At 71.4% G+C, this 12,866-nt stretch carries 13 protein-coding genes; 2 read left to right on the top strand and 11 right to left on the bottom strand.

Features of this window, described 5'->3' with window-relative positions:
* Positions 1 to 128 precede the first annotated feature (128 nt).
* Positions 129 to 992 (top strand): MaoC family dehydratase, encoded by an 864-nt coding sequence (locus ACWDAG_RS21090; RefSeq protein ID WP_450697256.1) that lies wholly within the window; start codon positions 129 to 131, stop codon positions 990 to 992.
* On the opposite strand, the gene ACWDAG_RS21085 is transcribed toward ACWDAG_RS21090, so the two are convergent.
* The 7 genes from ACWDAG_RS21085 to ACWDAG_RS21055 form a co-directional block, all read right to left on the bottom strand.
* The gene (locus tag ACWDAG_RS21085) at positions 987 to 1,637 is read right to left on the bottom strand and encodes a TetR/AcrR family transcriptional regulator (RefSeq protein WP_450697118.1); all 651 of its coding nucleotides are present in this window, start codon (positions 1,635 to 1,637) and stop codon (positions 987 to 989) included. The two genes, ACWDAG_RS21090 and ACWDAG_RS21085, sit on opposite strands and share 6 nt — an antisense overlap.
* A gap of 38 nt (positions 1,638 to 1,675) precedes the next feature.
* Positions 1,676 to 1,984: a DUF4229 domain-containing protein gene (locus ACWDAG_RS21080; protein ID WP_450697117.1), complete on the bottom strand. Its 309-nt coding sequence runs from the start codon at positions 1,982 to 1,984 to the stop codon at positions 1,676 to 1,678.
* Positions 1,985 to 2,082: 98 nt separating this feature from the next.
* Positions 2,083 to 2,607 carry an N-acetyltransferase family protein gene (locus ACWDAG_RS21075; protein ID WP_450697116.1) on the bottom strand — a complete coding sequence of 175 codons (525 nt, stop codon included), beginning with the start codon at positions 2,605 to 2,607 and terminating at the stop codon, positions 2,083 to 2,085.
* 16 nt (positions 2,608 to 2,623) lie between these two features.
* Positions 2,624 to 3,271, bottom strand: coding sequence for a UdgX family uracil-DNA binding protein (locus ACWDAG_RS21070; protein ID WP_450697115.1), 648 nt, complete (start codon positions 3,269 to 3,271; stop codon positions 2,624 to 2,626).
* Positions 3,272 to 3,349: 78 nt separating this feature from the next.
* Complete coding sequence (gene mqnE, locus ACWDAG_RS21065) at positions 3,350 to 4,513, bottom strand: aminofutalosine synthase MqnE (protein ID WP_030945402.1); 1,164 nt, start codon at positions 4,511 to 4,513, stop codon at positions 3,350 to 3,352.
* A 59-nt stretch (positions 4,514 to 4,572) separates the two neighbouring features.
* Entirely contained in the window at positions 4,573 to 5,028 is a 456-nt protein-coding gene (locus tag ACWDAG_RS21060; protein WP_356446292.1) for an Lrp/AsnC family transcriptional regulator, read from the bottom strand.
* Between the two features lie 58 nt (positions 5,029 to 5,086).
* On the bottom strand, positions 5,087 to 5,719 hold the full coding sequence (locus tag ACWDAG_RS21055; protein WP_450697114.1) for a UbiX family flavin prenyltransferase: 633 nt from the start codon (positions 5,717 to 5,719) through the stop codon (positions 5,087 to 5,089).
* Positions 5,720 to 5,863: 144 nt separating this feature from the next.
* On the opposite strand from ACWDAG_RS21055, the gene ACWDAG_RS21050 reads away from it, so the two are divergent.
* Entirely contained in the window at positions 5,864 to 6,469 is a 606-nt protein-coding gene (locus tag ACWDAG_RS21050; RefSeq protein WP_450697113.1) for a rhomboid family intramembrane serine protease, read from the top strand.
* On the opposite strand, the gene ACWDAG_RS21045 is transcribed toward ACWDAG_RS21050, so the two are convergent.
* Genes ACWDAG_RS21045 through ACWDAG_RS21030 form a run of 4 tightly spaced genes read right to left on the bottom strand, consistent with a single transcriptional unit; the run spans position 6,460 to position 12,815 of the window.
* Positions 6,460 to 7,032, bottom strand: coding sequence for a Uma2 family endonuclease (locus tag ACWDAG_RS21045; RefSeq protein WP_450697112.1), 573 nt, complete (start codon positions 7,030 to 7,032; stop codon positions 6,460 to 6,462). The two genes, ACWDAG_RS21050 and ACWDAG_RS21045, sit on opposite strands and share 10 nt — an antisense overlap.
* A gap of 44 nt (positions 7,033 to 7,076) precedes the next feature.
* Entirely contained in the window at positions 7,077 to 7,979 is a 903-nt protein-coding gene (gene mqnP, locus ACWDAG_RS21040; protein ID WP_450697111.1) for a menaquinone biosynthesis prenyltransferase MqnP, read from the bottom strand.
* Positions 7,976 to 9,427 carry a menaquinone biosynthesis decarboxylase gene (locus ACWDAG_RS21035; RefSeq protein WP_351462667.1) on the bottom strand — a complete coding sequence of 484 codons (1,452 nt, stop codon included), beginning with the start codon at positions 9,425 to 9,427 and terminating at the stop codon, positions 7,976 to 7,978. Before ACWDAG_RS21035 ends, mqnP begins: the two co-directional genes overlap by 4 nt.
* Positions 9,428 to 9,476: 49 nt before the next feature.
* Complete coding sequence (locus ACWDAG_RS21030) at positions 9,477 to 12,815, bottom strand: BTAD domain-containing putative transcriptional regulator (RefSeq protein ID WP_450697110.1); 3,339 nt, start codon at positions 12,813 to 12,815, stop codon at positions 9,477 to 9,479.
* Positions 12,816 to 12,866: the final 51 nt, after the last annotated feature.

Here is a 12,866-nt window from a genome sequence, read left to right as displayed (position 1 = left end):
GGCCGATAGGGCCGCACCGGACGGGATGGTGAACGTATTTCATCTTCTGACCCACCCCCACCTGCCCTTACCTCGGGTAACCTGACTCTGAAGTAAGAAGAGCGTCCGTGGGGAGTCTCGGAATGTCGATGTCCGTCGTCCTGCCCGGTGCCCCGGCCCTCGGGCCGCTGCTCGCCCGCGGCGCGCTGTTGTCCCCCTTCAAACGCCCCCGCCCGGACGCCGACTTCCCCCGCACCCGGCTCGTCCTGCCCGGACTGCGCATCGACCTCGCGCGACTGGCGGCGTACGAGCGGGTGTGCGGCTTCGCGACCGGCGACGACGCGCTGCCGCCGACCTATCCGCATGTGCTGGGCTTCCCGCTGGCCATGCGGCTGATGAGCGACCGGGGCTTCCCGCTGCCGCTGCTCGGCCTCGTCCACACCTCGATCGAGATCACTCAGCGGCGCGCGCCCGCCGCGACCGGGGAGTACGAAGTCGCCGTGTACATCGGCGGACTGGAGCCGCACCGGCGCGGCACCGAGGCCTCGGTGATCACCGAGATGCGGGCCGACGGGGACGACGGGGAGGTCGTTTGGGAGTCGCGGAGCACGTATCTGGCGCGGCACCGGACGCAGCATCCGGGTGAGCCGACGGGGGACGACCGGGAACAGCTGCCCGCCGTGGCCGAGTGGCGGCTGGCCGCCGATGTCGGGCGGCGGTACGGCGCCGCCTCCGGCGACCGCAACCCCATCCACCTGCACCCGCTCACCGCCCGCCTCTTCGGCTTCCCCCGCGCCATCGCGCACGGCATGTGGACGGTGGCCCGCTGCCTCGCCGCGCACGGGGTGCCCCAACATGCCCGCGTGGAGGCCCGGTTCAGGGCGCCGGTGCTGCTGCCGGGGACGGTGACGTATGCGGCGGACGGGCATCGGTTCGAGCTGCGCGGGAGCGGGGGCCGCGTCCATGTGAGCGGAAGTGTCGGCGACCTCGGGGCGGCTGACGCCGCGTCATGACTCCGGGGTGTGCGGCGCTGACCAGGGCCGCCCGTCCATGAGGTTGCCCAGGCCCGCCCAGGCGAAGTTCATCAAGGTGGCCGCCGCCTGGCGGGCCGTGGTGCCGGGGGTGGCGTTCGCCCAGGCCGCGAGGGCCTCGGCGGCGCCGACCAGGGCCTCGGCGAGCCCGGCGACCTCCCGCTCGGGGAGGTTCGGATTGCGGTGCGCCTCCCTGGCCGCGACCACGATGAGCTGCGTCACGAACGCGACGATCTCCTCGCGCATCGCGGTCACCTCGGCCGCGAAGGGTTCGCGGGTACGGGCCTGAAGGTGCAGCACGGCCCAGCCGTCCGGGTTCTGCGCGGTGTGGGTGAAGAACGCCCGCAGCCCTTCCCAGAGCTGGCGGTCGGCGGGCAGCTCGGGCCTGACCCCGGCCCGGACCGCCTCGACGAGCGCCGTCGCCTCCCGGCGGATGCAGGCCGTGAACAGGTCTTCCTTCGAGTTCAGGTACAGGTACACCAACGGCTTGGACACGCCCGCCAGTTCGGCGATCTCGTCCATCGACGCGGCCATGTACCCACGCTGCCCGAAGGTCCGCACGGCGGCGTCCAACATCTGCTGCTCACGGACCGCGCGCGGCATCCGCTTGGTCTTCACGGCACCCATGGGGCAAGGGTAATTGGGAGCGGGCGCCCTCAACCCCGTCAGGAGGCCTGGGGTGCCTGACCCTGAGAGCGGCTCGCGTCGTCCGCCTCGTCCTCCTGGGAGGCGTTCGCCGCGAAGCCGGCCTTCATCCGCTCGACGCGATCGGCGACCGTCACGGAGGCGCGGTCCCGCTCCTTGCGCAGGACGACGAAGCTGATGGGGGCGGAGATCACCAGCGACAGCAGGAGCAGCCACATGAAGTTGGAGGCGCCGTAGCCGCGCGGGACGATGCCGGAGTAGACGAGGCCCCAGACGACCACGAAGCAGCCCGCGAAGATCCCGAGGCGCATCAGCGTGTAGCGGAGCATCTCAATCCACTCTTCCGTCAACGGTACGAACATTCCCAAAGGGCACCGTCCAGTGAAGCACGCCCGGGACCCGATCTTGCAGGGGGGTGTGCGGCCCCTCAGCCCAGCGGCAGCAGCATGAAGACGTCGTCGCGGTAGTCGTCCGGGGCGACGCGGATGGCGCCGGGGACCCGTCCGACCTCCTTGTAGCCGCAGGAGCCGTAGAAGCGCTCCAGGCCGTTCCCGCCGCGGCAGGTGAGCCGGATCGCCTCGATCCCGTCGAAGCCGCGGGCCGCGTCCTCGGCGGCGGCGAGGAGGTCCCGGCCGTATCCCTTGCCCTGGTGGCGGGGGTGCACCATCACCGTGTACAGCCACACCCAGTGCGTCATCAGCCGGTGGGTGTTGAAGCTGAAGAAGGCGGTCGCGGCGACCGTGCCGGACTCGTCCAGGCCGACCAGCAGCCGGGTCCGGCCCTCCGCCATGGCGACGAAGTGCTTCACGAGCTCCGGCCGTACGTCCTCGGCCGTGACCGGCGGTACGAAACCGACCGAACCGCCCTCGTTCGAGACGTCGGCCCACAGGTCGAGGATCCCGTCGCGCAGGGCGGGAGTGACGGCGGGGTCGAGAGTGAAGGTAAGGGACACCGCGCCATAGTACGCATTACGACAGTGCCCGCGCCGCCACCTCCAGATCCGAGACGAGGCCCCGGTAGGCCGCCTCCCTGTCGTCCGCCCGCAGTACGGCAGAGGGGTGCACGGTCGGCACCAGGCGCTCCCGCCTGCCGTGGATCTCCTCCTCCAGCACCGTCCCGCGCACCTGCGTGACCCGGAACGAGGAGCCCAGCAGCGCCTTCCCGGCGGTCGCCCCCAGCACCACGATCAGCTCGGGTTCGACCACAGCCAGCTCGGCGGCCAGCCACGGCCCGCACGCCGTCATCTCCCGCAGGCTGGGTGCCTTGTGGATACGGCGCTTGCGGGGTTCGGCCCGGGTGAACTTGAAGTGCTTGACGGCGTTGGTGACGTACGCGTCCGCGGGGTCCAGACCGGCTTCGGCCAGGGCCCGGTCCAGCAGCTTGCCCGCCGGGCCGACGAACGGCTTTCCCTGGCGGTCCTCCTGGTCGCCGGGCTGCTCCCCGACGAGCATCACGCGCGCGTGGGCGGCGCCTTCCCCGAACACCGTCTGCGTGGCGGCGAGGTGCAGGGGGCACCCCCGGCACTCAGCCGCCGCCTTACGCAGGGCAGACAGCCCACCGCGCTCCGGAAGGAATGGTTCGGCGGTATAGGCATCCTCGGGCGCCTTCGTAACCATGCGCCCCGGGTACCCCCCTAAGGGGCGCGGGGAACTGCGCGACAGCCCCCCACACACCCGCAGACGAAGTACAAGCTCTCAAACCCGCATGGGCTGCGGCGACTCCCGCCGAGCCGGGTCGGGCCCGTCGTACTCCCGAATGATCTCGTACCGAGTGTTCCGCTCCACCGGCCGGAACCCGGCATCCCGGATCAGATCCAACAGGTCCTCACGGGTCAGCTTGTTCGGCGTGCCGTAATTGTCCGCATCATGGGTGATCTTGTACTCGACGACCGACCCGTCCATGTCGTCCGCGCCGTGCTGCAGGGCGAGCTGCGCGGTCTGGACGCCGTGCATGACCCAGAAGACCTTGACGTGCGGGACGTTGTCGAACAGCAGCCGGGAGACCGCGAAGGTCTTCAGGGCTTCCGCACCGGTGGCCATCTGGGTACGGGCCTGGAGCCGGTTGCGGACCTTGCCGTCCTTCATGTCCACGAAGTCGTGCTGGTAGCGCAGCGGGATGAAGACCTGGAAGCCGCCGGTCTCGTCCTGGAGCTCGCGCAGCCGCAGCACATGGTCGACGCGGTGGCGCGGCTCCTCGATGTGGCCGTACAGCATGGTGCACGGGGTCTTCAGACCCTTCTCGTGCGCCAGGCGGTGGATGCGCGACCAGTCCTCCCAGTGGGTGCGGTGGTCGACGATGTGCTGCCGGACCTCCCAGTCGAAGATCTCCGCGCCGCCGCCGGTGAGGGACTCCAGGCCCGCGTCGATCAGCTCGTCCAGGATCTCGCTCGCGCTCAGCCCGGAGATCGTCTCGAAGTGGTGGATCTCCGTGGCCGTGAAGGCCTTGAGCGAGACGTTCGGCAGGGCGGCCTTGAGCTCCCGCAGCGAACGCGGGTAGTAGCGCCACGGCAGGTTCGGGTGCAGGCCGTTGACGATGTGCAGCTCGGTGAGGTTCTCGCCCTCCATCGCCTTGGCGAGCTTCACCGCCTCCTCGATGCGCATCGTGTACGCGTCCTTCTCGCCCGGCTTGCGCTGGAAGGAGCAGTAGGCGCAGGAGGCGGTGCAGACATTGGTCATGTTGAGGTGCCGGTTGACGTTGAAATGGACCACGTCACCGTTCTTGCGCGTGCGCACCTCGTGGGCGAGGCCGCCGAGCCACGCCAGGTCGTCCGACTCGTACAGCGCGATGCCGTCCTCGCGGGTCAGCCGTTCACCGGCCCTGACCTTGTCCTCCAGCTCGCGCTTGAGCCCGACGTCCATGCCCACACCTTTCTCCGACGACACCGACGATGTCTTCGACGACTCCGACAACCGTACGGCTAGACCTCTTCGGGCAGTTCCCCGACCCGGTTCTCCCACTTCGTGGAGAGCACGATGGTGGTACGGGTGCGGGAGACGCCCTTGGTACCGCTGAGCCGCCGGATGATCTTCTCCAGGCCGTCCACGTCCGCCGCTCGCACCTTGAGCATGTACGAGTCGTCGCCCGCGATGAACCAGCAGTCCTCGATCTCGGAGAGGTCCTTCAGGCGCTGGGCCACGTCCTCGTGGTCGGTGGCGTCGGACAGCGAGATACCGATGAGGGCGGTGACGCCGAGGCCGAGCGAGGCGGCGTCCACGGTGGCGCGGTAGCCGGTGATGACGCCGGCCGCCTCCAGCCGGTTGATGCGGTCGGTGACGCTGGGTCCCGACAGGCCGACGAGGCGCCCCAGCTCCGCGTACGAGGCCCGGCCGTTCTCCCTCAGGGCCTGGATGAGCTGCCTGTCCACCGCGTCCATGCGATTCGATGCCTTCCGCTGAAGATTCCCGAGTAGATGAGAGGTACTGCCATGTGCGCTACCGGCCGGCGCTCCCGCCGCCCAGTTCGCCCGCCCAGCGCCGGTACAGCCCGTGCTCGACGCCCGCCGCGTCCAGCACCCGCCCGGCGACGAAGTCCACCAGGTCCTGGATGTGGGTGGCGCCCGCGTAGAAGGCGGGCGAGGCGGGCACCACGGTCGCGCCCGCGTCGTCGAGCGCCACCAGGTGCCGAAGGGTCTGACCGTTCAAGGGGGTCTCCCTCACGGTCACGACCAGCGGCCGGCGTTCCTTGAGCGTGACGCTCGCCGCGCGCTGGAGCAGGTCCTTGGAAAGGCCGAGGGCGACACCGGCCACACAGGCGGTGGAGGCGGGCACGATCAACATGCCCTTGCTCGGGTACGAGCCCGAGGACGGCCCCGCGGCCAGGTCCCCGGCGGGCCAGTACCGCACCCCGTCGATGTCCGCGTCGTGCACCCCGGGCTTGCCGTCGGCTCCCCGGCCCAGCCATTCCCGCAGGTCGTCCTGCCAGTGTGCGTCCCGGAACGAGATCCCCGTCTCGTCCAGGAGCGTGAGCCGCGAGGCCCGGCTGACCACCAGGTCCACGCTTTCGCCGGCCTCCAGGAGTGCGCGCAGCACCGACGCGGCATAAGGCGTGCCGGAGGCCCCGGACACCCCTACGATCCAAGGTGTACGCGCCGTCTCTCCTGGCTTGGCTGGGTTCACAACACCGAGCCTATCCGGCCTCGCAGGGTGGGAACCGGTCGAGGGGGCTCGGGCGTTCTTCAGGTCGGGGACGAGTGAGCGGTGGGGGTTGCCATGTCGGACAGCGGGCTCGAGTGGTCGCGCGGGGACCGTGCGAAGGCCGCGGCCAAGCTGATGGTGGGCTGGGTCGCGCTGCTGTGGCTGCTGGAAGTGGTCGACGTGATCAGCGGCCATGCGCTGGACGGGCTGGGCATCACGCCGCGCGAGCCCTCTGAGCTGGTGGATGTCGTGCCCGCCGCGTTCATCCACTTCGGCTTCGCCCATGTGGCCGCCAACAGCGTGCCGTTGCTGGTCATGGGCTTCCTCGCTGCGCTTGGCGGGATACGCCGGTTCGCTGCCGTGTGCCTGGTCGTCATCGTGGCCGACGGACTGGGGGTGTGGCTCATAGCCCCGGCGCACACCAACACGGCGGGCGCGTCCGGCCTGATCTTCGGCCTGTTCGGCTTCCTGCTGGTCAGCGGGTTCGTGGAGCGCCGGCCGCTGGGCGTGGTGGTGGGTCTGCTGGTGGGTGCGGTGTGGGGCGGCTCGATCCTGCTCGGCCTCTCCCCGCTGCAGACGGGCGTCAGCTGGCAGGGCCACCTGATCGGGCTGGCGACGGGCGTGGGGGCGGCGTTCTGGTTCCGGCGGCGGGCCGCGGAGCCCCGCGCGATTCAGGGCTGAGGGCGCGCTTCCGGATCCACGGGAAGGCGGTCGGTGTCGATGGCCAGCCGTCCGAGCTTGGTCTCCACGGTGACCTTGCCGCCGTAGGGAAACGTGTCGCGTCCCAGGTAGCCGTCTGGACCGGGGTTCCAGAGCGTGACGAGATGTCCCTTCATGGGATCGAAGATCAGGAAGTTCGGGATGCCTCGTGCCGCGTACTGCTTGTTCTTGACCTCGTAGTCGTTGCGGACACTGGACGGAGAAACGACCTCGATGGCGAGTTCGATCAGGTCGGGCGCGTAGGCGGTGAGATTGCGGTTCTTCTCGGCCGCCGGGATGAGGGCAAGGTCAGGGCAGAACTCGAAGTCGTCGCTGAACGGGATCGCGACATCGCTGATGAAGGCCCACTCCTGGCCGAGCTGAGCTTCCAATTGGGTCCACAGCCGCACGATGGTCTCGTTGTGGAACGGCCTGAGCGGACTCATCACGATGTTGCCCTCGACAATCTCCATCCGGTATCCGCGGAACATGTCCTCGTACCGGGCGAGCTGCGAGTGCAGGCGGTCGCTGTCCGAGACGGTCACGTCAGCCTCCCTCTCTCTGCACTCGATGGTAGGCCGCACCGTAACTACACGGTCAGACCCCGAACCAGAAGATCGAGCAGCGCACACACGAACAGGGCAATCCCGATGAACCCGTTGACGCTGAAGAACGCCCTGTTCAGGCGGGACAGGTCGTGCGGGCGCACGATGTTGTGCTCGTACACGAACGCGCCCGCGACGATCATCAGGCCCACCCAGAAGAAGCCGCCCGCGTCCGTCACCACGGCGTACCAGACGAGCAGTGCCGTCACCACGACGTGGCAGACCCGCGCGCCCCAGATGGCGGCGGGGACACCGAAGCGCGCCGGGACCGACATGACGCCGGTCTCGCGGTCCGTCTCGACGTCCTGGCAGGCGTAGATCAGATCGAAGCCGCCGATCCAGATGCCGACGGCCAGGCCCAGGATCGTGGCGTCCCAGGACCACTCCCCGCTGATCGCCAGCCAGCCGCCGACCGGGCCCATCGCCTGGGCGAGGCCGAGGATGGCCTGGGGGAAGTTCGTGAAGCGTTTCCCGTACGGGTAGACCACCATCGGGATCACCGCGATGGGGGCCAGGGCGAAGCACAGCGGATTGAGCAGGGCCGCCGATCCGAGGAAGACGGCGACCGCGATCAGCGCGCCGGTCCAGGCGTGCTTCACCGACATCGCGCCGGTGACCAGTTCCCGCTGGGCCGTGCGCGGATTCCGGGCGTCGATCTCGCGGTCGATGATCCGGTTGACGGCCATTGCGAAGGTGCGCAGGCCGACCATGCAGATGGTGACCAGGAGCAGCCGCCCCCAGTGGATGTTCCGGTCCCACTGGAACATCGCGGTGAGCGCGGCGATGTAGGCGAAGGGCAGGGCGAAGACCGAGTGCTCGATCATCACCAGGCGGAGGAACGCCTTGGTGCGTCCGGGCTGCGGGATCGCGGCGGAGGCGCTGCTCACAGGCCGTACTCCTTCCAGCGGCGGTCGACCTTCGCCGCCGTCTCCGGGTCGGACAGGACCATGTCGGGCCAGCCGCCGTCGCGCGTGTAGCCCTCCTCGGGCCACTTCTTGGTCGCGTCGATGCCTGCCTTGCCGCCCCAGAACTGCTGGTAGGAGGCGTGGTCGAGGTGGTCGACGGGACCTTCGACGACGCTGAGGTCGCGGGCGTAGTCCGTGTTGCCGAGCGCGCGCCACGCGACCTCGTGGAGGTCGTGGACGTCGCAGTCGGAGTCGACGACCACGATCAGCTTCGTCAGGGACATCATGTGTGCCCCCCAGATCGCGTGCATCACCTTCTGGGCGTGCTTCGGGTACTTCTTGTCGATCGAGACGATCGCGCAGTTGTGGAAGCCCCCGGCCTCGGGCAGGTGGTAGTCCACGATGTCCGGCACGATGATCTTCAGGAGCGGGAGGAAGAAGCGCTCCGTCGCACGACCCAGCGGTCCGTCCTCCGTCGGAGGGCGGCCTACGACGATCGACTGAAGCAGCGGCCGCTTCCGCATCGTCACGCAGTCGATCTTGAGGGCGGGGAAGGGCTCCTGCGGGGTGTAGAACCCGGTGTGGTCGCCGAAGGGTCCCTCGGGAAGCATCTCGCCGGGCTCCAGCCAGCCCTCGATCACGACCTCGGCCTGAGCCGGGACCTGCAGCGGGACCGTTTTGCAGTCCACCATCTCGATCCGCTTGCCCGCGATGAACCCGGCGAAGAGGTACTCGTCGATGTCGCCGGGGAGGGGGGCCGTCGAGGCGTAGGTGACCGCGGGCGGGCAGCCGAAGGCGATCGCGACCGGCAGCCGTTCGCCCCGCCGCGCCGCGACCTGGTAGTGGTTGCGGCTGTCCTTGTGGATCTGCCAGTGCATGCCGATGGTGCGCCGGTCGTGGCGTTGCAGCCGGTACAGGCCCAGGTTCCGGATGCCGCTCTCCGGGTCCTTGGTGTGGGTGAGCCCCAGGTTGAAGAAGGACCCGCCGTCCTGCGGCCAGGTGAAGAGGGCGGGCAGCTGGTCGAGGTCCACGTCGTCGCCGGTGAGGACGACCTCCTGGACGGGGGCCTCCTTCACCTTCTTCGGCGGTACGTGCGTCATCGCGCCAAGCTTCCCGAAGGCCTCGCGGACGCCGACGAAGCCGTGTGGGAGTTCGGGGCGGAGCAGGCCGCCGATCTTCTCGCTGATCTCGCCGTACGACTTCAGGCCGAGGGCCTTCAGCAGGCGCCGGTCGGTGCCGAAGACGTTCATCGCGAGGGGCATGGCGGAGCCCTTCACGTTCTCGAAGAGCAGCGCCGGGCCCCCCGCCTTCTGCACCCGGTCGACGATCTCTCCGACCTCCAGATACGGGTCCACCTCGGCCTTGATGCGCTTGAGGTCACCCTCGCGTTCCAGGGCCCTGAGCAGGGAGCGAAGATCGTCGTAAGCCATGCGTCCCAGTATCGCCGAGCCCCTGGGGCCCCCGACGCCCGCCCCGCCCTCAGGCGGTTCGCCGGCGCTCCCGCTCGGCGGTCAGCCGGGCGGCCGCACGGCGTGCCTCGGCGAGGCGGTGCGGCGAGTCCCAGGCGGACGCGACGCGTTCGGCCAGCGCGTAGTTCTCGGCCGCGGACCCGTCCTCGCCGAGGAGCCGGTACAGGTCCGCGAGGGCGTGGGCGAGGGGCCGGGTGGCGTAGGCGGCGCCGGCCGTCCCGGCGAACTGGTCGCGGATCGGCAGCAGATGTCCGATCAGCATGGCCGCCGTCTCCGTGTCGCCGAGCAGGACCGCGAGTTCCGAGCGGTAGTCCAGCTCCAGGCCGTAGAGGTGGTCCGTCACCGGTCGCGGCGCGATCGACACCGCGGCCGCCTCGTCCAGCCGTCCTAGCCGGGCCAGGACCAGGGCGTGCGCCACCGCCACCGGGGTGCCGATCTCCGCGTAGAGGTCGCGGAAGACCCCCTCGATGTCGGCCGCCCGGCCCTGGGCGAGCCGGATGGTCAGCAGGCCCAGCGTGCGGGGGCCGGTGGCGTGGTGGGCGCCCACGCGCCGCAGCAGGCCGTCGGCCTCGGCGTAGCGGGCCTCCGCCTCGTCGAAGCGGCCGGTGACCGTGGCCAGCATGGCCGAGGTCGCGGCGGCGATGCCCTGCGCCCACAGCATGCGGTAGCGGCGGGCCAGTTCCAGGGCTTCGGTGTTGTGCCGGCGCAGCCCGTCGGGGTCGTTGCGGGTCGCGGCGGTCATGCCGTCGAGGTGCTCGCAGACCCAGCGGTAGGCCGGCAGGTCGTGTGCCTCGGCCAACTGCCGCAGTTCCGCGACGAGCGGCGTGCGCAGCGCGCCCTGTGCCTCGTGCGGCAGCAGCTTGGCGGATGTCATCAGCGCGGAGGCCAGCAGGCGCGGTTCGGCCTCGGCCCGGGCCAGCGCCAGTTGCGCGTGCGCCGCCCGCAGGGCCCGCGGTGCCTCCTCGGCGGCCACGGCGTCGACGAGGACCTGAAGGACCCGGGCGCGGGTCGCGCCGTCGAGCGCGGGGTCGTCGGCGAGCCGTTCCAGCCGGGCCAGGGCGGTGCGGTCGAAGAGCCCCTCCAGCCGGGAGCGCCAGGGCGAGGGCTCGGTCCAGGCGCCGTAGACCGCGGCGACCAGGTCGTCCCGGCCGGCCCGCACCGCGAGGTCGACCGCCCGCTGCCGGGTGTGCCGGGCGGCGTCGGTGGACCCGGCCCGCAACTGTGCCGCCAGCAGCCGTACGTGGAGGGCCACCGTGTCGTCCGGGTCGGCATCGGGGTCGGCCACGGCCGCCCGGTGTGCCTCCAGGGCGTGCTCGATCAGCTCGACGGCCACGTCGTGCGCGTACCGCCGCTCGGCCAGTTCGGCCGCCCGCAGCGCGTAGTCGACGGCCAGGGGCGCGTTCGCGGTACGGCCCGTGCGGGCGAAGTGGAAGGCGAGGGCCGCGAGGTCGTGCGGGCGGTGGCGGCGCAGGCCCTGCGCGATGCGGTCGTGCAGACGGGCCCGCCGGACCCCGGACAGGTCGGTGTAGACGGTGTCGCGGACCAGTGCGTGCACGAAACGGACCCGGCCCAGCGCGGGCTCGGTCAGCAGATCCGCTCTCACCGCGGCGTCGAGTCCCGCCAGCACGGTGTCCTCGTCGGCGTCGGCCGCGTCGACGAGGAGGGCGACCTCGGCCTCCGGCCCCGCGACGGCCGCGAGCTGCAGCGCCGAGCGGGCCTCGGCCGGCAGCAGGGCGAGCCGCCTGCGCAGCACGTCCCGTACCCCCTGGGGTACCTCCGACACGGCCACCAGAGCGCCCTCGCCGACCAGCAGGCGGGCGCTCTCCAGGACGTAGAAGGGGTTGCCGCCGGTGCGTTCGGCGAGCGCGGTCACCGTGGCGTCGTCGACCCCTTCGCCGCAGACGGCGGTGACCACGGTCGCGACGTCCCGGGTCGACAGGCCGCCGAGCGCGATGCGCCGCGGGGCCCGCAGAGCGAGCCGGCCAAGGGTCTTGACCAGGTCATCGCCGACCTCCGCCGGCCGGTAGCCGGCCACGATCAGCAGGGGTACGCCGGTGATCTGCGCGGCCGTCTCCAGGAGGGCCAGCGTCTCGCCGTCGCCGCGGTGCAGATCCTCCAGGACGACGGCGAGGGGTTGGCCGGCGGCCGCGTCCCGCAGCCAGGCGGCGAGGGCCAGGTGGGTACGGAAGCGGCCCGCGGCGGCCTCGTCACGCGTCATGGCGGCCACCGCCTGAGGCTCGTGCAGCAGGGCGGTCAGCTCCTCGGGGCGGGCCGGCGGCACGACACCGGCCAGGGCGCCGAGCGCCTCCACCCAGGCCCAGGCGGGCGGCGCGCCCTCGTACTCGGGGCAGCGGCCGATCACCACCGTCCACCCCGCCGCCCGCAGCCGTCCCGCGAACCGTTCGAGCAGCGCCGACTTCCCCGCTCCGGCCTCGCCGGTGACCAGGACGACACCGCCCGCTCGCCGGGCGGCCCGCGCGGCCGCGGCCGCGGCACCCAGCTCGGCCTCCCTGCCGACGAAGAGGCCGCCCTCGTCCTCGGGTGCGGCGGGGGCAGCGGTCTCCAGCGGGGCAAGGGGCACGGCCGCGCGCAGCACGTCCAGCCGCCGGTTGAGCACGGCGTGTTCCAGCTCGGCCAGGGCCGGCCCGGGATCGCAGCCGAGTTCCTCCCGAAGCACGGCGGCGGCCCGGCGCAGGGACGCCAGGGCGTCTCCCTGACGTCCGCAGGCCCACTGGGCGAGGGCGAGCAGCCGCCAGCCCTCCTCCCGCAACGGGCTCTGCCGTACGAGGACTTCGGCCGCCGGCACCGCTTCGGCCGGGCGCCCGGTGCGCAGGTCGGCCGCGACGGCGAGTTCGCGGGCCTGGGCGCACAGTTCGGTCAGCCGGGCCACCTCGGACTCCGCCCACGGTTCACTCGCGTGCTCCAGGAACGCGGGACCCCGCCACCAGCCGAGCGCCTCGGACAGCAGCTCCCTCGCCCGGTCGGGCGGAGCGCTGCGGGCCCGGGACACCAGGGTCTCGAACCACCAGGCGTCCACCGCCTCGGGGGGCAGCCGCAGGGCATAGCCCGGCGGGGAGGTGACCAGCACGGACGCGGGGGCGCGCGGGAGCCGCTCCGGCTCCAGCAGGCGGCGCAGATGGGACACGTAGGTGTGCAGGGACACGGTGGCCCTGGCGGGGGGCACCCCGCGCCACAGCTCGTCGATCATGCGGTCGACGGGCACCACCCGCCCGCCGGCCGCGACCAGCAGCGCGAGTACGGCCCGCTGCCGGGGGGCGCCCAGTTCGACCGGCAGCCCGCCGGCCTCGGCACCCAGGGAGCCCAGCACTCGTATACGTATGCGCAGCACGCCGCGCGAATCTACCCGAGCGGTGGTTGCGGAGCGTTAACGGTTCGCTAA

Source organism: Streptomyces sp. NPDC001157, from assembly GCF_053598255.1.
This window is presented reverse-complemented; position numbering and strand designations above follow the sequence as displayed.

What these genes read in the sequence shown, in the direction of transcription:
- ACWDAG_RS21090 (WP_450697256.1), top strand. Translation starts at nt 129, where the DNA reads ATGTCCGTCGTCCTGCCCGGTGCCCCGGCCCTCGGGCCGCTGCTCGCC.
- ACWDAG_RS21085 (WP_450697118.1), bottom strand. Translation starts at nt 1,637, where the DNA reads ATGGGTGCCGTGAAGACCAAGCGGATGCCGCGCGCGGTCCGTGAGCAG.
- ACWDAG_RS21080 (WP_450697117.1), bottom strand. Translation starts at nt 1,984, where the DNA reads ATGCTCCGCTACACGCTGATGCGCCTCGGGATCTTCGCGGGCTGCTTC.
- ACWDAG_RS21070 (WP_450697115.1), bottom strand. Translation starts at nt 3,271, where the DNA reads ATGGTTACGAAGGCGCCCGAGGATGCCTATACCGCCGAACCATTCCTT.
- mqnE (WP_030945402.1), bottom strand. Translation starts at nt 4,513, where the DNA reads ATGGACGTCGGGCTCAAGCGCGAGCTGGAGGACAAGGTCAGGGCCGGT.
- ACWDAG_RS21060 (WP_356446292.1), bottom strand. Translation starts at nt 5,028, where the DNA reads ATGGACGCGGTGGACAGGCAGCTCATCCAGGCCCTGAGGGAGAACGGC.
- ACWDAG_RS21050 (WP_450697113.1), top strand. Translation starts at nt 5,864, where the DNA reads ATGTCGGACAGCGGGCTCGAGTGGTCGCGCGGGGACCGTGCGAAGGCC.
- ACWDAG_RS21035 (WP_351462667.1), bottom strand. Translation starts at nt 9,427, where the DNA reads ATGGCTTACGACGATCTTCGCTCCCTGCTCAGGGCCCTGGAACGCGAG.